Source organism: Exiguobacterium sp. s129 (assembly GCF_018617585.1).
Taxonomy (GTDB): Bacteria; Bacillota; Bacilli; order Exiguobacteriales; family Exiguobacteriaceae; genus Exiguobacterium; species Exiguobacterium aestuarii_A.
In genome coordinates, this window is record NZ_JACSKL010000009.1 from 49232 (window position 1) to 70422 (window position 21191).

General features: G+C 48.3%; 18 protein-coding genes and 1 pseudogene. 12 read left to right on the forward strand and 7 right to left on the reverse strand.

The features are described 5' to 3' along the window. Nucleotides 1–155: 155 nt before the first annotated feature. The gene (locus KNO92_RS10835) at nt 156–1601 is read right to left on the reverse strand and encodes a DEAD/DEAH box helicase (protein WP_214761259.1); all 1446 of its coding nucleotides are present in this window, start codon (nt 1599–1601) and stop codon (nt 156–158) included. A 109-nt stretch (nt 1602–1710) separates the two neighbouring features. Further along, entirely contained in the window at nt 1711–2082 is a 372-nt protein-coding gene (locus KNO92_RS10840; protein ID WP_214696593.1) for a hypothetical protein, read from the reverse strand. Nucleotides 2083–2202: 120 nt separating this feature from the next. Here KNO92_RS10840 and KNO92_RS10845 point away from each other — a divergent pair, with 120 nt between their 5' ends. From KNO92_RS10845 to KNO92_RS10870, 6 genes and pseudogenes are all read left to right on the forward strand, one after another. Further along, nucleotides 2203–3276, forward strand: coding sequence for an alpha/beta hydrolase (locus KNO92_RS10845; protein ID WP_214761261.1), 1074 nt, complete (start codon nt 2203–2205; stop codon nt 3274–3276). Beyond that, nucleotides 3273–6047 carry a glycoside hydrolase family 3 protein gene (locus KNO92_RS10850; RefSeq protein ID WP_214761263.1) on the forward strand — a complete coding sequence of 925 codons (2775 nt, stop codon included), beginning with the start codon at nt 3273–3275 and terminating at the stop codon, nt 6045–6047. The genes KNO92_RS10845 and KNO92_RS10850 overlap by 4 nt, the downstream gene beginning before the upstream one ends. Nucleotides 6048–6183: 136 nt before the next feature. After that, on the forward strand, nt 6184–7554 hold the full coding sequence (locus KNO92_RS10855; protein WP_214761266.1) for an alkaline phosphatase: 1371 nt from the start codon (nt 6184–6186) through the stop codon (nt 7552–7554). 111 nt (nt 7555–7665) lie between these two features. Then, entirely contained in the window at nt 7666–8160 is a 495-nt protein-coding gene (locus tag KNO92_RS10860; protein ID WP_214761268.1) for an LURP-one-related/scramblase family protein, read from the forward strand. A gap of 13 nt (nt 8161–8173) precedes the next feature. Then, nucleotides 8174–8716: pseudogene (locus tag KNO92_RS10865) on the forward strand (NUDIX hydrolase). A 182-nt stretch (nt 8717–8898) separates the two neighbouring features. Next, a complete protein-coding gene (locus KNO92_RS10870) occupies nt 8899–11289 on the forward strand; it encodes a carbohydrate binding domain-containing protein (RefSeq protein ID WP_214761270.1) in 2391 nt (796 codons plus the stop codon). A 47-nt stretch (nt 11290–11336) separates the two neighbouring features. Here the strand turns inward: KNO92_RS10870 and mprF are convergent, their stop codons facing one another. Then, nucleotides 11337–13829: a bifunctional lysylphosphatidylglycerol flippase/synthetase MprF gene (gene mprF, locus KNO92_RS10875; RefSeq protein WP_214761273.1), complete on the reverse strand. Its 2493-nt coding sequence runs from the start codon at nt 13827–13829 to the stop codon at nt 11337–11339. A 172-nt stretch (nt 13830–14001) separates the two neighbouring features. On the opposite strand from mprF, the gene KNO92_RS10880 reads away from it, so the two are divergent. The 4 genes from KNO92_RS10880 (at nt 14002) to KNO92_RS10895 (ending at nt 16889) form a co-directional block, all read left to right on the forward strand. Then, nucleotides 14002–14550, forward strand: coding sequence for a bifunctional transcriptional activator/DNA repair enzyme AdaA (locus KNO92_RS10880; RefSeq protein WP_214761275.1), 549 nt, complete (start codon nt 14002–14004; stop codon nt 14548–14550). Next, nucleotides 14547–15440 carry a DNA-3-methyladenine glycosylase family protein gene (locus KNO92_RS10885; protein WP_214761277.1) on the forward strand — a complete coding sequence of 298 codons (894 nt, stop codon included), beginning with the start codon at nt 14547–14549 and terminating at the stop codon, nt 15438–15440. The genes KNO92_RS10880 and KNO92_RS10885 overlap by 4 nt, the downstream gene beginning before the upstream one ends. Then, complete coding sequence (locus KNO92_RS10890; RefSeq protein WP_214761280.1) at nt 15427–15909, forward strand: methylated-DNA--[protein]-cysteine S-methyltransferase; 483 nt, start codon at nt 15427–15429, stop codon at nt 15907–15909. The genes KNO92_RS10885 and KNO92_RS10890 overlap by 14 nt, the downstream gene beginning before the upstream one ends. 116 nt (nt 15910–16025) lie before the next feature. Next, entirely contained in the window at nt 16026–16889 is an 864-nt protein-coding gene (locus KNO92_RS10895) for a DegV family protein (protein WP_214761283.1), read from the forward strand. A gap of 26 nt (nt 16890–16915) precedes the next feature. On the opposite strand, the gene KNO92_RS10900 is transcribed toward KNO92_RS10895, so the two are convergent. Continuing rightward, the gene (locus KNO92_RS10900) at nt 16916–17458 is read right to left on the reverse strand and encodes a histidine phosphatase family protein (RefSeq protein ID WP_214761286.1); all 543 of its coding nucleotides are present in this window, start codon (nt 17456–17458) and stop codon (nt 16916–16918) included. Nucleotides 17459–17485: 27 nt separating this feature from the next. Further along, entirely contained in the window at nt 17486–17944 is a 459-nt protein-coding gene (locus tag KNO92_RS10905) for a DUF2691 family protein (protein WP_214761288.1), read from the reverse strand. 190 nt (nt 17945–18134) lie between these two features. Between KNO92_RS10905 and KNO92_RS10910 the strand changes: the two genes are divergently transcribed. After that, complete coding sequence (locus KNO92_RS10910; protein WP_214761290.1) at nt 18135–19634, forward strand: malate:quinone oxidoreductase; 1500 nt, start codon at nt 18135–18137, stop codon at nt 19632–19634. Between the two features lie 115 nt (nt 19635–19749). Further along, the gene (locus tag KNO92_RS10915) at nt 19750–19947 is read left to right on the forward strand and encodes a hypothetical protein (protein ID WP_214761292.1); all 198 of its coding nucleotides are present in this window, start codon (nt 19750–19752) and stop codon (nt 19945–19947) included. Nucleotides 19948–20098: 151 nt separating this feature from the next. On the opposite strand, the gene KNO92_RS10920 is transcribed toward KNO92_RS10915, so the two are convergent. Continuing rightward, on the reverse strand, nt 20099–20626 hold the full coding sequence (locus tag KNO92_RS10920; protein WP_353047401.1) for a CarD family transcriptional regulator: 528 nt from the start codon (nt 20624–20626) through the stop codon (nt 20099–20101). Nucleotides 20627–20734: 108 nt separating this feature from the next. Further along, nucleotides 20735–21160 (reverse strand): MarR family winged helix-turn-helix transcriptional regulator, encoded by a 426-nt coding sequence (locus KNO92_RS10925; protein WP_214761296.1) that lies wholly within the window; start codon nt 21158–21160, stop codon nt 20735–20737. Between the last annotated feature and the right edge of the window lie 31 nt (nt 21161–21191).

Consider the following 21191-nt stretch of genomic DNA (forward strand, 5'->3'; position numbering starts at 1 on the left):
AGGAAGGTTGAATTTGAGATTTGATACAGGTATGATGCAGGTGAAAACGTTTTCCGAAACCCATATTTTTTTAATGTTTATCGAAAGCGCTTTCGATTGTTGTGAGGTAATAAAAAACCTCAAAGACGACTATCATCTTTGAGGCTGAATCTGCATTATTTACGTGCTTTGCTTACTTTTAATTTCTTCCCTTTGACAGGCGTCGTTTCCATCGCTTGAAGGACAATCGAACCTTTTCCGTTAAGGATATCAACGTACGTCATCTGATCATTGATTGTGATGATGCCGATGTCGTCAGCGGATACGCCAGGAATTTTGGCAATTGTTCCAACGAAGTCGACAGCACGAAGTTTTTTCTTCTTCCCGCCACTGAAGTGGAGCTTCATGATGTCCTGGTTAATGCGAGCTGTCTTGTTGTTTCGAACGACGCGTCGTCCGCTCAACTTTTGCTCAAAGGCATCTTGGTTTGCCGCTACTTCCGCTTCCGTCGGAGCAACGATCATGGGAATTTCGAATTGAACGTATGATTCGATAGCTCCGATGAGACGTTCTTCCTGACGGGTCATGAGCGTGATGGCTGTTCCTTGTTTACCGGCACGTCCGGTACGACCCGTCCGGTGCACGTAACTTTCCTTTTCGACAGGAACGTCATAGTTGATGACGAGTTCGACGTTATCGACATCGATTCCACGTGCTGCGACGTCTGTCGCCACGAGGTAGCGGAAGTTACCCATTTTGAAGCCGTTCATGACGGCGAAACGGTCCTCTTGCTCGAGTCCGCCGTGGAGACGTTCAGCCGAGTAACCGGCTTTGTCGAGCTCAGCGTACACCGTATCGACGTTCTCTTTCGTACGACAGAAAATCATACAGCTGTCCGGGTTCTCGACGACCGTGATGTCTTGAAGGACAGCAAGTTTCTCATTCCGATGAACGGGAAGTAAACGGTGTTTGATTGTCGAAGCCGTCATACCTGTCGACTCGATGGCGACACGTGCCGGAGCATTCATATGCTTCTGGCAGAGACGTTCGATATCTTGTGGGAATGTCGCTGAGAAGACCATTGTGACGCGGTCTTTCGGCAACTGTTGAAGAATCTTCTCTACGTCGGCGAGGAAGCCGCGGTTGAGCATCTCGTCCGCTTCATCGATGATCAAGTATTCGATGCGATCGAGTGAGAGCGTCTCGCGCTCAATATGGTCCATAACGCGTCCAGGTGTACCGACGACGATATGTGTCTTTTGTTTCAATTCTTCACGCTGTTTCGAGAACGGTTCTTTCCCGTAGACGGCAGTCGCTTTGATTCGTTTGAAACGTCCGATGTTCGTCATGTCTTCCCGTACTTGAACGGCGAGTTCGCGTGTCGGTGTCAAGACGAGGACTTGGGGTTTGTTTTCGGCCCAATCGATGAGCTCGATGACCGGAATCCCGAAAGCAGCTGTCTTTCCGCTTCCCGTCTGTGCTTTGACGATTAAGTCTTCGCGCTCAAGCGCACGTGGGATGACCTGTTGTTGTACTTCAGTCGGTGATTCGTATTTCATAATGCCTAATGCGCGAGTAATCTCATCGCTCAGGCGATAATCAGTAAATTGCTGTTTGTTCATGGGTAACCTCATTCTTTCGTGAAAACTTCTGCTTCAGAAAATTTCAATGTCTATTTGCAATACAGTCCATTATAGACCGAAAGACGGTAGGAAAGCGAATGAGAATCCATTATCCGAAGTCAGGCAACGTCGGGTCGGGTTGAATCACATAAAAAATAAACTGGTCATGAACATCTTCTAACTGTTCGATCAGCTCTTCATTTTGTTGTTGATATGCTTCTAGCATTTGAGGGCATATGTAATGAACTGTTCCATCTTCACGAGCCAGGCTAGCGGTTTCTTCCTGATCAAATTGTAAAACTAACGGTTGTTGGCATGCTGTGCAGCAACCAATCTCCATCTTGTGAAAACCGATTTTTGCTCCCTCAATGAAGCAAGCATCGCAATAATGCTTGATTGGATCACCGAAATGACCGAGTTCATCTGTATGGATGACTTCATGTTCGTTCAATGATTTATTGCAGCTGACGCAGTTATACATCAATAACACTCCTTTAGTGATCTGTTCCAACAACGTATCATGCGATGAGCCGATGTACAACTTTATCCAATAACAATATTTTATCAGGTTCAGAAACATTGAAAGAAAGGGGCTTACATAATGGAATCCGATGATAAATATCTCGTCCAACACCTTCAACAAAGCCAATATCGAACGCACGCGAACCATCTCGAAACCATCATCAAACCGATTCCAGATTCAGATCGTACCGGTGACCTCGATCCACGCGTGTTCGCGACACTGACCACGAATCATTCAGGTGACGAACCGGATGACGAATTCGATCTCGCTGTGGCACGTGCCAGCATGGGTTGGCCGAACCGGGATCAGACGACGACTGCTATCAAAACCGAATATGTAAAGATTCCAAGTAAAGACGGAAACATCCCGGCCCGTCTGTATCGCCCGCATCATACCGAACCAGTCCCAGCGATTCTCTTTTTCCACGGGGGCGGCTTCTTCGGAGGGACGCTCGAGACAGTCGAGAATCCATGTAAATTGCTTTCGGAACGGGCGAACGCAGTCGTCATCTCTGTCGATTATCGTCTCGCCCCGGAGCATCCGTTCCCGGCCGGATTGAACGATTGTTACCGAGCCTTTGAATGGGTGTATGACCATGCGGGTGAGTTGAACATTCTCCAAGACCGAATCGCCGTCGCCGGTGACAGTGCCGGTGGCAACTTGGCGACCGCTTGCTGTCTGATGGAGCAAGAACGTGGAGGAGAGCGTATTTGTTATCAAGCGCTCGTCTACCCCGTCGTCAATCTGGGATCGATTCCGACAGATGATTTTGAATGGACACTCGATGCGTACGACATCTCACACCATCACGACTTGATTCGAGGTGTCGTGCTCGCTCTTGCAGATCCAGATTCGCTACTAAATGACCTCTACCTTCAAGGGAAGACGGATGTCACGCATCCACTCGTCTCACCACTTTTGGCAGAGGACGTCACGACTTTACCGCCAGCCTTGATTGTGACAGCCGAGTACGATTACTTACGACTTGAAGGGGAGGCGTATGCCCGAAAACTTTCAGAAGCTGGTATTCCGACTCGACTGATTCAATATCGGGGTATGGATCATGCCTTTATGGACAAATTAGGAGACTACCCACAGGCAGAAGATTGTATGAATGAAATCGCAAAAGGACTTAAGGAGCTGACGAAATGAAACAGTATACATTGGATTGGAAACGTTATGAGGAATTGGCACGTCAAGCGGTCGCGGAAGGGGTCGTGTTAGTCAAAAACGAACAGAAAACCCTCCCGTTGCAGTCTGAAACGAAGCTTGCCGTATTTGGGCGTAGTCAGTTCCATTACTATAAGAGCGGTACCGGTTCAGGTGGGATGGTGAACGTCGGACATGTCACGACACCGCTCGAGGCACTACGTGAACGTACAGACATTCATATCAATGAATCGCTTTATGCGACGTATGAGGAATGGGTGAAAGAGAACCCGTTCGACCAAGGTGTCGGTTGGGCCGGTGAACCGTGGTCGCAACAGGAAATGGACGTATCGGATGAACTCGTCGATCAAGCCGCACAGGAGTCAGATGTCGCCCTCATCATGATTGGACGTACGGCAGGGGAAGACCGTGACAATACGGCCGACCCGGGCAGTTACTTATTGACGGATATCGAACACGCGATGATTGAGCGCGTGACGAAGCGCTTCAACAAAACGGTCGTCGTGTTGAACGTCGGAAACATCATCGACATGAATTGGGCGAATGAGCCGAGTGCGATCCTCTATGCATGGCAAGGTGGGATGGAAGGCGGAAAAGGACTCGTCGACGTGCTTGTCGGTGACGTGAGTCCTTCCGGGAAACTGACGGATACGATTGCCCGATCCATCGAGGATTATCCGTCGACAAAGAACTTTGGTCACGCGGATAAAGGGATTTATCAGGAAGATATCTATGTCGGTTACCGCTACTTTGAAACGTTCGCGAAAGACGACGTCTTGTACCCGTTCGGATTCGGATTGTCTTATACGACATTCCATACTGAAGTGAAGCGTACGGCAGAAGTCGATGGCGTCCTAACGGTTGAGGTAGAAGTGACGAACACGGGAGGTTGTGACGGGAAAGAAGTCGTCCAGCTCTACGTCGAGAAGCCGCAAGGAAAACTCGGAAATCCGCTCCGGTCCTTAGTAGCGTTTGAGAAAACATTGCTTCTTGAACCGGGTGAGCGACAAACCCTTTCGTTTAACGTCCAGATGACTGATTTTGCGAGCTACGACGACTCTGGCGTGACGGGTCATGAATCGAGCTTCGTTCTCGAATCAGGAACATATCGCTTATATGTCGGAACGGATGTGCGTTCGGCTACACTCGCTTTCGAAGTCGAGCAGCAGGAGCAACGCGTCCTCGAGACGTTAAGCGAAAATATGGCGCCTGTCCTCCCGTTCGAGCGGATGAAACCGATTCAGAACGAAAAAGGATGGGAAGTCGGTTACGAATCAACGCCGCTTCGTGCCGTTGATGTCGAGACACGTTATTTGGAAGAACGCCCTGAGACGCGAGTGTTCACGGGTGACCAAGGTATCAAATTGAGCGATGTGTATCACGAGAAGGCGTCACTTGACACATTCTTAGATCAATTGACGGATGAGGATTTGGCGACAATCGTCCGCGGACAAGGGATGAACTCACCGCGTGTCACACCGGGGACGGCAGCGGCGTTTGGTGGTGTGTCCGACCGATTGAACGAGCTTGAGATTCCAGCGGCGTGTTGTGCCGATGGTCCATCAGGCATTCGCATGGATATCGGGACGAAGGCGTTCGCGCTTCCGAACGGGACTCTCTTAGCTTCTACGTTCAACGTTGACCTCGTTGAAGACTTGTTCGAGATGACAGGGCTCGAGATGCGAAAAAACCGCGTCGATACGTTGCTCGGACCAGGGATGAATATTCATCGCAACCCATTGAACGGTCGGAACTTTGAATACTTCTCAGAAGACCCGCATTTGACCGGGAAGATGGCAGTCGCTCAATTGAACGGGATGCATCGTGTCGGTGTGACAGGAACGCTCAAGCACTTCAGCGCCAACAACCAGGAGGCACATCGTCACGATATCGATTCGGTCGTCTCGGAGCGGGCGTTACGCGAGATTTACTTGAAAGGGTTCGAGATGGCCGTGAAAGAAGGGCGCGCATCGTCAATCATGACGACGTATGGTGCGGTCAATGGGATTTGGACGGCCGGATTATACGATCAAAACACGCGCATCTTACGTGACGAGTGGGGCTTTGAAGGCATCGTCATGACAGACTGGTGGGCAAAAGTGAACTTCCGTGAGGACGAATCGGCCAACCGTCAAAATACGGCAGCGATGGTCCGCTCGCAAAACGATTTGTATATGGTCGTCGACCGTCCGGACCTCAACTCATTCGAGGACAATACCATGGCATCGCTCGAAGAAGGAGTGGTCACACGGGGTGAGTTGTTGCGGAGCGCGCGCAACATTTGTTCATTCATCTTGAAATCACCAGCGATGGAGCGTCTTCTCGGAATTCATGATGGTTCGGTCGAGGTGCTCGGTTTTGAAGACGAGACGAATCAACAAGACGCATTCGAGTTGGACTATCAGCATCTCGAAAACGGGGAACACGTCGATTTGTCAGGAATCGACACCTCGACAGGGAGCACGCACGTCTTCGCCATCTCGGTCGACCAGACCGGAACGTATGACATCACGTTGACTGCCTGTTCGAACGCAGGGGAGTTGGCGCAGATGCCGGTGACGTTGTTTGCGAACAATATCCCGGGTGCGACGTTCACGTTTAACGGGACGGACGGAGAATGGGTGACACAGACGAAGCAGGTCTTCTTCCTGAACCAGCATAACTATCTCCAACTCTATTTCGCATTGAGCGGTCTAGAAGTGAAGGACGTGTCTTTCACACTTGCGGATGAATTCAGTATGAAGAACGGATAATGGATGCAAGGACGTCTCAATGAGGCGTCCTTTTTCTATTTACAAAAAGCATACACATCTGTATTCATTCTGAAAATGTATCTTTACAAAAGTCCGTTAGGCTACAGAAGTAGCAAACATTCGGGAGGGTTTACAGATGAAAAAGACAATGAAAAAGTTCGTTCCACTCGCAGTCGTTTCGACGCTTGCACTCGGGGGCATCGTTGGCGTTCAGCAACAAAACGAAGCAGAAGCAGCAAAGGATTCAAAGAATCATAAGGCGAAAAACGTCATCTTTATGATCGGGGACGGGATGGGCGTGCCTTATACGACAGCACTTCGTTACATGAACGATAATGAAGAGACGGTAGAAATGGAACCGACTGCGTTCGATTCACATTTGGTGGGAATGCAATCGACATATCCTGAGGACGAAGAAGAAAACGTAACAGACTCGGCAGCAGCAGCGACAGCGATGAGTTCTGGCGTGAAAACATACAACAACGCGATTGCCGTTGATAACGACAAAACAGACGTGAAAACGGTACTTGAACAAGCGAAAGAGAACGGCATGTCGACAGGACTTGTCGCGACGTCAGAGATCACGCATGCGACACCGGCATCTTACGGCGCGCACGAGGAGCAACGTAAGAGCGAGAATGCCATCGCCAACGATTACTATGATGATTTGATTAATGGTGAACATAAAGTCGACGTCATGCTCGGAGGCGGAACGAAATTCTTCGAACGCTCGGACCGAAATATTGCGAAACAGTTCCAAGAAGACGGCTACAGCTACGTTACGTCTGCAGAAGAAATGAAGCAAGACAACAACGAGCAAGTGCTCGGTCTTTTCGCGGAAGTTGGCATGGATAAAATGATTGACCGTGACGAGGAACAACCGAGTCTTGCGGACATGACGACTTCGGCGCTTGATCGCCTAAAAGGGAACGATGATGGGTTCTTCCTCATGGTAGAAGGAAGTCAAATCGACTGGGCCGGACATGACAATGACATCGTTGGTGCGATGAGTGAGATGAAAGACTTTGAGCAAGCATTTGAGGTCGTTCGTGACTTCGCCAAAGAGAACGGTGAAACGTTAGTCGTTGTAACAGCGGATCACTCGACAGGTGGTATTTCAATCGGAGCGGACGGAAATTACAACTGGGATCCTACACCGATTCAAGCAGCGAAACGTACACCGGACTTCATGGCAAAAGAAATCGAGGGTGGAGCGGACGTGGAAGCCGTCTTACGTGAGAACATCGATTTGGAATTGACGTCTGAAGAGATTGCTTCTGTGAAGAAAGCGGCTGATACGAATGACGTGACAGAAATCGATAACGCCATCGAAAAAATCTTTGATCAACGTTCGGGAACAGGCTGGACGACGGACGGTCACACAGGTGACGACGTACCAGTATATGCGTTCGGGCCACAACAAGAGAAGTTCGTCGGTATGAGCGACAACACGGATCAGGCGAAACGGATCTTCAACTTGTTGAAGAACAAAGGGAAAATTAAATAATCAAGAAATGGAACCGTGCACTTGTTTAAGGTGCACGGTATTTTTGTTCTGTTGAAACTTTCCCGGGGAATAGTCGTATAGAAGAGTATGATATGAATCGGAGGAATCATTATGCACACGCTCTACATGAAACAAAAAGTATTCAGTCTACGCGGACGCTTCACCATCAAGGATGCAGACGGACATGATCAATACTTCATCGAAGGTAGCTTTATGAAGTTTCCAAAATCGTTTGAAATCAAAGACACGAACGGTCAGACGGTGACGACAATCACGAAAAGGACGTTCAGTTTCTTGCCGAAATTTTTTGTGGAAGTGGATGGCACAGATATGATGACCATCTCGAAAGAATTTTCATTCTTTAAACCGAAGTATTCCATCGATGCAGCCGGGATTGATGTCCAAGGCGATTGGTGGGACATGGATTTTGACGTGACGAAGAATGGGCAATCAATCGGAAGTGTTCAAAAGAAATGGTTCTCATGGGGAGACAGTTACGAGATTCGTGTCGAAGAACCGGAGATGGAGCACCTTCTCATCTCAATCGTCGTAGCCATCGATTGCGCGAAAGCAGATCAAGCAGCGGCATCTAGCGCAGCAACATAAAGGGGAATATCTAATGGAATTTTGGGACGTCTATACCGTCGACCGAGAAAAGACCGGTCGCACGTGGCAACGGGGAAGTCGTTTGCCGGAAGGGGAATATCATCTCGTCATCCACGTATGTATCTTTAACGAGAAGGGTGAGATGTTGATTCAATAGCGCCAACCGTTCAAAGATGGATGGGCCAATATGTGGGACATCACAGTCGGAGGAAGTGCGACTGTAGGAGATACAAGCCAACAAGCCGCCATGCGTGAACTTGAAGAAGAAATCGGGTTGAAACTCGATTTATCTCAAACACGACCGCACCTGACCATCAATTTTGATGAAGGGTTTGACGACATTTACCTGGTCGAAGCGGAAGTGGATTTGCATGAGCTCACGCTACAAGAATCTGAAGTGCAAGCCGTGAAATGGGCGGATGAAGCAGCGATTCTTAAAATGATTGAACAACATGAGTTTATTCCATACCATGAACCGATGATTCCGTTGCTATTTGCGATGCGAGGACAATGGGGAGGAATCAATCATAAAGCTGCAGTGAAAGTAGATTCGTAAATGTGTGAAGCATCGACATGAGTCGGTGCTTTTTATGTGTCAGTTTGATTTCACTTCATAAAAATGGTTGAAGTTGGGATGGATAAGATTTTATAATAGTATTAACGAAAGCGCTTTCGGAAATCGCTTTCAAAAGAACGGACTGACATATTGCCATCACTTATCCTGAAGGAGGACACATGATGAAGAAATGGGTTGCACTCGCACTCGGAACAGGTCTCGTCTTGTCATTGCCACAAGAAGTACCTGCTGAAAAGAGCTCAAAAGCCGATGACGCCAAGTGGAAACTTGTCTGGTCAGATGAGTTTAGTCACGCGGAAATCGATCATTCGAAATGGAACTTTGAAACGGGGAACTGGATTGTCGACAAAGACGGAAATCCGGTCGCTGCTGGGTGGGGAAACAATGAGAAGCAATTTTATACGGACAAAAAAGAAAACGCTTTCGTAAAAGACGGGAAGCTCGTCATCCGTGCGAAAAAAGAGCAAGCGTCGGATCAATTCGGCACATATGATTATACGTCGGCGAAGTTGACGACGAAGGGTACGTTCAGTAAAACGTACGGTCGTTATGAGATGCGAGCGAAACTTCCGACAGGGAAAGGGCTCTGGCCAGCATTTTGGATGCTCCCAGAAGAGGACCGTTACGGTGGTTGGGCCGCATCTGGTGAGATTGACATCATGGAGTCATGGGGCAGTAAGCCGGACAAAGTCGCTGGAACTATTCATTACGGGGAAACATGGCCGAACAACAAGTATACAGGGAAAGACTATCACTTCGCAGAAGGTGACGGCATCGACAAATGGCATACATATGCGGTCGAGTGGGAGCCTGGTGAGATTCGTTGGTATGTAGATGGTCAACTCTACCAGACTCAAAATGACTGGTATGCAAAAGAAGCGAACAAAGCTTCGAAATATAGCTATCCTGCGCCATTCGACCAAGATTTCTACTTGATCATGAACTTGGCAGTCGGTGGATGGTTTGATGGGGACGTCGATGAGACGACACCATTCCCGGCAGAGATGGAAGTCGATTACGTCCGCGTCTTTGACTTGAAGAACGGGAAGTATCGCGATGCTGTCGAGCCGACGTACTCGGATGAAGAAGTCGTATTGCCAGAAGGGGCGAAGCAACCTTTAGAAGATGGGAACCTCGTCTATGATGAAGACTATACAGAACCGATTACGACGGTGACGAACGGTGCACAGGCGCTCAACCTGACATATTGGAACTATGTGGCGCTTCCTGACTTTGGTGGCGTCGGTTCAGTCGATGTAATCGACTTGGCAGGATCACGTTTTGCCGACATTTCGATTGATCAGGCGGGAAGTCAGCCGTATTCGCATCAATTGATTCAAAACGTATCGCTCGGACAAGGCGGGCACTATAAAGTGACGTTTGACGCTAAGGCAGACGCGGCACGTTCGATCGCTGTTAAAGTCGGTGGTGGTCCAGACCGAGGCTATGCGAAATATTCAGATGAAGGATCATTCGATTTGACGACAGACGTCCAAACGTACTCGATGACATTCGATATGACAGAAGAGACTGACCTTGCGGCACGTCTTGAGTTCAACGTCGGACTCAGCACGTCTGGTGTCCAAATCGGGAACGTCCGTGTCGAGCAGACACCTCGTGAGGCGTTCGACCCGAATGCGACAAAACCGAAGCTTGGAGACGGGAACCATGTGTATAACGGTACGTTCAACCAAGGGGCGATGGATCGCATGACGTATTGGACGTTCGATCCAGGTGTCACGAAAGGGACAGGAACGGTCGACCCGGTAGAGCGTCTCTTCCGTTTCGAAACGAACAAGAAAAAAGGAGCACCGGCAACATTGGTGCAACAAGGTATTCAATTGCAAGAAGGACATGAATACGTTCTCCGCTTCAAAGCACGGGCAGAACGTGTAGATGGTCTTCAAGTAGGATTGAACGGAGCGAATGGAGATGCCTATCTCCCGCTCCAGCGTGTCGCTCTATCTGAAGCATTCGATACGTATAAAATTCCGTTCACGATAGAAGCCGGAACTGACCTCATGAGTCAGCTTCAGTTCATTCTCGGTTCTGAAAAAGGTGTGATTGAAATCGATGACGTCGAATTGCGCGACGTCACACCAGTTTATATCGATCCGTCTCCACTTAAAAACGGAGCATTCACTGAAGGCTTCACAAACTGGGGTTCCTATATACACTTTGACGCACAGGCTGCTGTCGAAGCGGTGAATGAGGCAGCACATATCTCGATTACGCAAGAAGGGAACGAGGCGTGGAGTGTCCTCATGGAGCAAGGTGGTCTCGAGTTACAACAAGACCAAACGTACGTCGTACAATTTGATGCATCTTCTACAGTCGCTCGTTCATTTGAAGTAACTTTAGAAAATGCCGGCTACTATCGCTATTTGAGCGAAGTCGTTTCAGTCACACCGGAAATGAATACGTACACGTTTGAAGTGACGATGCCGGTGACGGATATGACAGGATTGAAGTTCTTGATGGGACGCACGGAAGGGTCACCACTCGGTGCTCATGACATCACGATTGATAACGTGAGTGTGACGTTGAAATAAGATGATACGCAAAACAGGAATTTCTCATCGTGAGAAATTCCTGTTTTTTAACGTTTTCGACTAATTAATCGTGCCGTTCGTAAAATCGACGGCAACAATTTACGTCGTTGTCGGAATGCGAGATAACGTCCTTCCCAGGACGGTTTGAACTTTTGTTTAAACTGTCTCAGGCCGCTGAACGGATAAATGTAACTGATGTTTTCGAAAATATCGGCGGCGACGCGCTCTGGCCAATGGGAGAATGTCTGCTCACCGACGGCGGCAAGTGGTGCCACGCCGAGTCCGACATGTTCATAGCTTTCCGCACGTGCCCATTCGATGATGTGAAGAATCAGCACTTCAATTGCTCCGGACGGCGCATCATTTTTCGAACGCATCAAATCGATTGAAAGGGTTCCATTCCCTCGGAGCAACGAAATGAAGGCGACGACGACACCATCCGCATCTCGTAACAGAGCGATTGGATAACGTGTCAACGTTTCGTAGTCGAAGAAACCGAGAGAGAACCCTTTCTCGTTCCGATTTCCAATCCACTCGTCTGAGATCTCTTTTAACTCCTCTAATAACAGGAGGCTCGGCTCACAGACGATCTCGACCGTGATTCCCTTCTTTTCGAATTGATTGTAAAGGGAGCGCATATTCGCACGCTTCTTACCCGACAACGAGAAGGTCGACACGTCAATCGTCGCCTCTTCCCCTAGCTTGAAGAACGTGAAGCCGGCATCATGAAGGCGCGGCATCCAATTCGGTGTGATTTGATAAAATAAAGGAATATACCCAATCCGGTCCGCATCTTCAATGAAACGCGTTAAAAGTTCAGTTGCGGCCTGTCGTTCACCTTGGATATCTCCAAGGACAATCGCATGGTTCCGCGCTGTTGCAAATAAGAGACACGCGTTTTCAGCCTCGTTCATATAGAAGCGTTTATCTGCCATATGGACCAAGTCAAAGCCACTCGATGTGTGCTGTGTTGCTTGAAACAGTCTGATTCGATCTTCATCGTATGCTTCGCCAAGCGCCGGACGTTTCCAATGGTCGAACAAGAGCAGAAGTGCACTTGCTACGAGCGACGTGAAGAGGAGAAGGAACACCGTCAACCAACCAGCCTGATGCGATGTGAAGAACAAGTCGTCGGTACCTGCGAAAGATTGCAACAAGAGGGCGTGAGAGCCTACATACAGCAAAACGTAGAACAGGTTTCGAATGAGACGACCGGTCGTTAAAATTGAGCGGTATCGGACATGGCGTTTTCGTGTCAACCAGACGAAAGCAGCGAAACCGATGACGACGAATGTTTCGAATAAGTTCAAGCCTCGAGCGATGACCCCGATGGTCGCCCAGATGAACGCCGTATTGAGTAACCAGAGCGTTCGCTTTGTCCGCACATACATGCCATATACGGACAGGAACATGAGAAGTCCGGCACTCAATAAGAAGAGCGTTCCAATCCACTCGAACCAACGATTCACTTCATAGAGTGGTGTCACACTCGGGAGAAGTGTCTGGAACCAAATCAACAGACTGCTCATAAGTGCGATGAGACTTCCGGTCAAGCGCCCAATCTTCGCGAGTGTCCGGGAAACGATGCGCCATACGACGGTCCCAATCTCATAAGAAGATCCAATGATCGGTCGATACTCGATTTGTTTGACGACCTGGTCCCCGAACGCGATGGCCGCTAGAAAGAGTCCGATCAAAAAAGGAACAACAAAATAGACGAATCGGTAGATGATCAAAGAGGAGAGGACAATGTCTTGGTGAATCCCCAATTGGGTCATCCCGACGAGATATAGTAAGTCGAACGTTCCGGCACCCCCTGGGACGAGGGAGACGACACCGACGACCGTGGCGACGATAAATACTCCAAAGAGTTGGGAGAACGAAGCTGACCCGTCGAGTAACGATAACGCGTAGATGGCGACAAGTCCTGCGGTGACCCATTCCGCAAGTGAAGTTATCGTGTATCCAATCAACGTGGACCAACCGACGTTTGAGCGGCGTGAGGTGACGAACAGGTAAAACGGGAGCATTGCACTCACAGCGAACAACACTGGCCAAATCCAAGGTTTCGTCCCGACGAGTGAACCCGCCGGAAAAATTCCGAGAAGCACACCGATGGAGAGGATAGAAAGACCGCTGATGAGTGTCGGTGTCATCCAGCCGATTGCACGGAGTAGGCGTTTCGTATCTGTGTAAGGACGGTACAGGGAAGTACGAAGGGCGATCCCAATCACCCCGCCGAATCCGAGCATCCCGTTCATCGAGTTCGTGATCCATGCCGTTTGCACGACTTTTCGCTTCGGCAACTCAATATGTAAAGAACGAAGCAGGAAGTAATCGTATCCCGTCATCGTCAGGACGGCGAATCCACCGAGTAGAATGAGCATGAACTGTTCCCACCCGGTCAGTTGTTTCAATGTCGTGAAGGCGGTCGCGAGCGAGAGGTCTTTTAACTCCTGTCCGCTCTGGATTAAAATCAATCCGATTAACGCTATAGGGATGAGCCATTTTAATTGTTTCCATGAAAAACGAGTGCGCATGAGATTTTCTCCTTATCTGTCATATGGCTGACAGCGTCTTGTAACTAAATCGTACTATAGGATACGACTGAAATCTGTAAAACGTTTCAAAAGAGGGGATTGTAAGCGCAAGAAAGAGGACGAAATGTTGATTTTATATTTGCTACAGTGAGAGTAAGGAAGGGGTGTGGACATGCTGACATTTGAAGAAAAGTGGGCGAAAGTGCTCGCTTGTGACGCAACGTATGATGGGTTATTTTATACGGCCGTGAAGACGACAGGAATCTATTGCCGACCATCGTGCCGTTCCCGCAAACCGAAAAAAGAGAATGTTGATTTTTACATCACAAGACAAGAGGCAGAAACGAACGGCTTCCGACCGTGCAAGCGATGCCAGCCGGAAGTCGAGCATGCCCCACACCGAGCGCTCGTACAACAAGTGACCGTGTATCTGATGGAACATTATAAACAGCCGATTCGCCTCGAACAGATTGCCGAACATGTCCAACTGAGCCCGTTCCATTTGGAGCGGACGTTCACCCAAGCGACAGGAGAGACGCCAAGGCAGCTATTGGAACGACTTCGTATCGACAAGGCGGCGTATTTATTACGAGCGACCGCGATGAGCAATCTGACAGTCTGCTATGAGGTCGGGTTTCAAACGCCGTCGAACTTTTACCGTGTCTTCCGTCAAGTGAAAGGGTGCACACCGAATATGTATCGAAAAGGAGGGGACATATGAACGATTTGCTACTAGACGTTCCACAACCGTTTGATTTTCATGAGTGTCTCGTCTTTTTAAGACGGTCCGAACAAGAGGTACTCCATGTCACGACGGACAAAGTAGTTCAAAAGCTGATGCGAATCGGGGAACGTCTGATCCTCGTCGAACTTCAAGGAGAGCAAGACCATATTCGTATCCTGTTCCCGGTCGATGACGTCTCGGATACGGAAACAGAAAGCATTGAACGTGAGGTTCGTGACTGGCTAGACCTTGATTGTGACCTCACACCGTTTGAGGCGATGGGGGCAGAGGATGAATTGCTGGCTCCTTTGATTGAAGCGCATCGTGGGTTACGGATGATTGGCTTCCCGAATTTGTTCGAGGCACTCACATGGGCCATCATCGGGCAACAAATCACGCTCTCCTTCGCCTATACGATCAAGCGGCGGTTCGTCGAACGATATGGAGAACGACGAGTCGTCGAGGGAAGAACGTACTGGACGTTCCCGCGTGCGGAACGAATCGCCCTGCTCGAGCCGGAAGTGTTACGTGAGCTTCAGTTTAGTCGAAGAAAAGCGGAGTATGTTATTGATATTGCACGGGAAATAACAGGTGGGACGTTATCAAAATCGGCTTTACAGTCACAATCTTCATCCGATATTCGTCAACGATTACTGTCCATACGAGGTGTCGGGGCTTGGACGGCGGACTATGTGTTGATGAAATGTTTTCAAGACGCATCAGCCTTTCCAGTCGCGGATGTCGGATTGCATCAAGCGATTCAACATCAATTAGGTACGCCTAAAAAGCCGACGATTGAAGAAGTGAAACGATACGGGGAGCGATGGCAAGGTTGGGAAGGATACGCGACATTCTATCTATGGAGGTCATTATATGGAGACGTATAAATTAGACATGGAGACACCGGTTGGCGTGATTGAAATCGTTGGGACCGAGAAAATCATCCAGTCGATCTTATTCGTTGAACGCGAAGTGGCGCAATTACCTGAACCGAATGTACCTGATGTGTTGCGACAGTGTAAGGAGGAGCTCGATGCATATTTTCGAGGGGATAGGATGATGTTCACCTTTCCTATTGAACAAGTGGGCACGACGTTCCAGCGGGATGTGTGGAATGCGTTACAAACAATTCCTTTTGCGGAGACGACATCATATCGTGAACTCGCCCGTCGTGTGAAGCGACCTGCGGCTGTTCGGGCAGTCGGTGCGACGAACGGACGCAACAAACTGAGCATCGTCGTGCCTTGTCATCGTGTCATCGGGTCGAATGGGAAATTGACAGGGTATGCCGGCGGATTATGGCGAAAAGAATGGCTCTTACACCACGAGAAACAAGTCGCGCATCAAACCCAGTAAAAAAACATTTCCCCCTCCAAATCTGCTACACTAAAGAAAGTCCTATCGTGACGTCGGAATCGACGAAGTTGTAGGATGATTCCCGTCACTTATGGAGAAGGTTTTTGGAGGAGTGTATGATTAAATTACTAGCAGATTCAACGTGTGACTTATCAGATGCAGTGCTTGAACAGTACAACATCGGGGTCGCGCCGTTGATCATTACGATGAACAATATGTCTTACCAGGACCGGGTGGATATCCAGCCGGATGATTTTTATGGAATGTTGGAAGCGCTACCGGAATTCCCGACCACGGCGATGCCGAGTCCGGCGACGTTCTTAACATTGATGGAAGATGCGGTCGCTTCCGGTCACGAAGAGATCTTATGCATCTGTATGTCGAGTGGAACGAGCGGGTCTTACCAGTCAGCGGTCATTGGGAAAGAATACTTCGAAGAGGCTCATCCCGAATCGACAGTGAAAATCCATGTCGTCGATTCCCGATCAATGAGTCACGGCAGCGGCTGGTTGCTGCTAAAGAGCGCGCAAATGCGTGAAGCCGGTGCGACGTTCGAACAGCTCGTCGATTTTAACGAGACGTATAAGACGAAAGTGAAGCACTTCTTGTCCGTGGATGACTTGGACCATTTGATTAAGAGTGGACGCATCTCGAACGCAAGTGCCATCATCGGAAAACTACTCATGGTGAAACCGATTATGAGCATGAAGAACGGGAAAGGTGCCATTGTTGCCAAAGAGCGAGGCACACGTAAAGTGTTGAAGCATTATACGGACGAGTTCGTGAAGCGCGTGAATCCGGACATCACGAATTTCGTAATCATCGGGTACACATCCGATCAGCGGATTGCCGAGAACTTAAAAGCGAAGCTTGAAACCGAAACAGATTTCACAGGCGAGATTTACCTCATGCAGATGGGGGTCTCGGTCGGGACACACGTTGGTCTCGGAGCCATTTCGATGTTCTTCGTGGAGAAATAATAAAAGCCGTCTCATGTCGAGGCGGCTTATTTATGTGGCCAAATATGCTCGATGACGGGTGTACTGTCGTTGAAATCGAGGCGATAGACGTCTGGGTTACGCATCGTACGCCATGTATCAAAGTCATATTTAGGATCAAGCCGTTGTAACAGGAGCGCAAGCAGATTACCGTGTGTCACGAGTAATGTCGAGCCATGTTGAGATTGGGCACGCTCGATTACTTGCATGACTCGATGAGTCGCTTCCTCACCAGATTCAGTACGAGGCAATTTGAACGTCGGGTCGATGAACGACTGACGTAACGGCGTCAGCCAGTCTTCGAGCGGTTCGTGAGACAAAATGCGCTCTCTCAGTAACGGTTCACGCTCGATTGAAAGTTGATGCGCATCTGCGAGTGGCATGATTGAAGCAATCGCTCGGGTGTAGTCGCTTGAGATGATCCGGTCAATCGGGATTTCACGAAAGAAATCACGGAGCAGGTGCGCTTGTTTGTGACCCACTTCCGTGAGTGGTGCATCAGGTTCTTGACCGGAGGCCGAGCAGTGGCGAATCAGATAGAGTGTGGGCATGTGGATTCTCCTTTTTGAAATGCTCAATTACCAGCAAGATAAGCGTGTCATCGAGTCATTATGACTTGTGATGTATGCAATCTCCTCGAATTCATGCAAAAAAGCATTTTCGTAGAGGGAGTTGAGCATCTCTTGATCTTTACAGTATATCGTTACGTACTGACTGTCCGTTACAAGTAGCACAAACTCGCACGTGCTATGTAGAAAATCTTCATACGTTACGATTTCCGAGGACATATTAGAGTGGAACGCTTTTATATCAACAAAAATCAAATAGTGTTGTTGAGTGATCCGTTCATTGAGTTGTCGACCATTGATGATAGTCGACTTCGGAAACAACAACCAGTCAAGTTGTCCATCTTTCACAATATAAGATTCCTCATCAATCACCTTCCATTGATACTGGTCGAGGGGGACAGGGGTCAATATATCTTGTAAAAAATGACCGTATTGATTTGGGATTGTAAAACTTAGACCGCGTCTCAACAGAACACCTCCTTCGTTCCGAGGAATCATGACAATTTCATAAAAGTTTCAGCACAAAAAATCATACATAACCCTTATCATTCATCACAAAAGAGTTATAATCGGTATAACGATTATAAAATATATGATTGAGGAATGGGGATTCTTCGGTTGTATGACAAAAAATTCAGGGGATAAGGATGGGGTTTTCATGAGCAGTACGCAAACGAGAACAGACGTCATTTTGATTGGGGCAGGCATTATGAGCGCAACGCTCGGTTCACTCTTTAAAGAGCTCGTACCGGAGTGGAACATCAAAGTGTTCGAAAAGCTCGATGCAGCAGGGGAAGAAAGTTCAAACGAATGGAATAACGCAGGTACGGGACATGCCGCACTTTGCGAATTAAACTATACAACGGAGAACGCGGATGGGACGATTGATATTTCCAAAGCGGTCAACGTCAACGAGCAATTCCAAATATCACGCCAGTTTTGGGCACACCTCGTGAAGCAAGGATTGATTGAAAATCCGGATGCCTTCATTCGTTCAATTCCACATATGAGCATGGTCCAAGGGGAGAAGAATGTCGATTTCCTGAAACGCCGTTTGGAAGCGCTCACAACGAATCCGTTATTTGAAGGAATGGTCTTATCGGACGATCCGAATCAGTTACGGGAATGGTTCCCGCTCATCATGGACGGACGGACATCGGACGAACCGATTGCCGCGACGAAAATTGATTCAGGGACGGACGTGAACTTCGGCGCGTTAACACGGATGTTGTTTGACCATCTCACATCAAACGGAGTCGAGGTCAACTACGGCCATAGCGTCGAGGATGTGAAACGTCTCGACAACGACCTTTGGGAAGTGAAAGTGAAAGACTTGGCTGCGAACAAGATTGAGACGCATACGGCACCGTTCCTCTTCATCGGAGGCGGTGGTGGAAGTTTATCACTCTTACAAAAGACAGGGATTCCAGAGTCGAAACAAATCGGTGGGTTCCCGGTCAGTGGACTCTTCCTCGTTTGTAAAAATCGTGAGGTCATCGAGCAACATCACGCGAAGGTCTACGGAAAGGCGAAAGTCGGGGCACCACCAATGTCGGTACCGCACCTCGACACACGCTTTATCGATGGACGAAAAGAGTTGCTGTTTGGACCGTTCGCCGGCTTCACACCAAAGTTCTTGAAAACAGGTTCGAATTTGGATTTGATTCGTTCGGTCAAGCCAAACAATGTCATCACGATGCTTGCGGCAGGGGCAAAAGAGATGTCGCTCACGAAATATTTGATCGAGCAGGTACTCTTGTCACACGATAAACGGATGGATGAACTTCGCGAATTCATCCCGAACGCCAAGAACGAAGATTGGGAAATCGTCGTGGCCGGGCAACGGGTTCAGGTCATCAAAGATACACCACAAGGAAAAGGGACACTTCAGTTCGGAACAGAAGTCGTCAGCGCGGAAGATGGTTCTGTTGCAGCACTTCTTGGTGCTTCTCCAGGCGCATCGACAGCTGTTCATGTCATGTTGAAAGTGCTCGAACAGTGCTTCCCGCAACAGTTACCGGAGTGGGAAGAGAAAATCAAAGAGATGGTTCCGTCATATGGCTTGAAACTTTCGGAACATCCGGACCTGTTCAAGACGATTCATGAATCGACAGCGGTCACGCTCGGTTTAGAAGAAAAGGACATAGTCCATAACTGAAGAGAATGAGGCGAGGATACAATCGTATGCTCGCTTTTTCAGTACCTAGCGTAATCTATATATCGATTGGGTAAATAATAAATACTAAAAACATTACAACTGAGGGAGGATCGGAATGAAACTTACAAAAATCCAAATCACGACAATTGTATTATTTATTGCGTGGGGTGTTTGGGAGTTTTTTGTTTATGACTGGGCAAAGACCGAAGAAGGTCCTATTATTCGCGCAGATTTAGTGTTCATTTTACCGATACTTGCGATTATGTTAATTCTTTCAATTGTACAATTGTTAAGACGTAAAAAGAGCGTTTGAATAACAACACCGTTCCATCGGAGCAAGGCAAGAAGCCTTAGCTTTTGTTGAACGGTTTTTGTATGCAGTCATCTTTGCACTATCTTTAAGAACGTTTTACCTCGTTGTTCGAGCATGGCAACACAAAAAAGACCTCTTCCACGTGGAAGGGTCAAGGTGTGAGTGTCGCCATGCTTTCATGTAAGTATTCACCGATTTGACGTTCGATGTCGCTCTCTGAACGTTCAAGAGCGAGCGAGAGTTCTTTCACCAAAATGGTTTTGGCGTTCTCTAAAATTTTACGATCTTGCTCGTACAGCTTTTTGTTTGCCTGTAGCGACTCGATTTGACGACGGCTCAACGTATTCACGACTTGAGCGATCTCGTGACGGTTTCCTGAATGGACAACATTTAAAAATTCACGATTGCGATTGTTCGAATGCGGATTCCATTCAACGCCAGGCGAGCGGAACGACTCTAAAATCTCTAATGCTTCGTCTGCTTCGAGCAACGTCAACATCATCACATTGTCATTATCGACCGGGATGCTAATCTGCAACTTCTGTGAGTTGTTGATGGGATGAAGCGTATAGTACGATTTCGTTTCTCCTGCGACCGTTTTGTCCGAAATGTCGTCGATCCGACATACGCCATGGGTCGAGTAGATGATTAAGTCTCCAGCTTTAAACAAGTCGATCACCTCTTCCTTACCTATAAGCATAGTCATTCAGAAGGTGAAATGTCAACTCGGTTGACGTTTGGTGCAAGGTATGCATATAAAAATCGTGACAGATTTAACACATCACGATTACAGTTTCCAGTCCATCCGTAGAATGGTTTTCAGTTGATCGAACGCCTCTTGTCCGATGCCTTCTTGAATCCGTTGCTCGAGTTGCGCTTTGAGCGCCTCGTTTTGTTCATAACAAGTGTGACCGAGCGGGGTCAGCTCGATGCATTTGTCCTTTCGATTTTGCGGATGATCCGTCACGAGAACGAGTGCTTTACCTTCTAAGTTCTTAATCAGTTTATGAATCGCTTGCCGAGAGATATGGACACTTCGCGTGACCTCGGCGATGGTCGTTTTTGATTGATAAAGTGTAGCGAGAATATACCATTCCGAGTTTGAGATGTGGATGTCATTCTGCTCATTCCAGGATTGTTCACTCATGCGTCGAACTTGATCGTTTCGTTCTGTCAGTAAATCAAGTAGACGGGTTGACGTTGATGGAGTCAAATCAAGTCACTCCTCTTTCATTTCCAGGTTT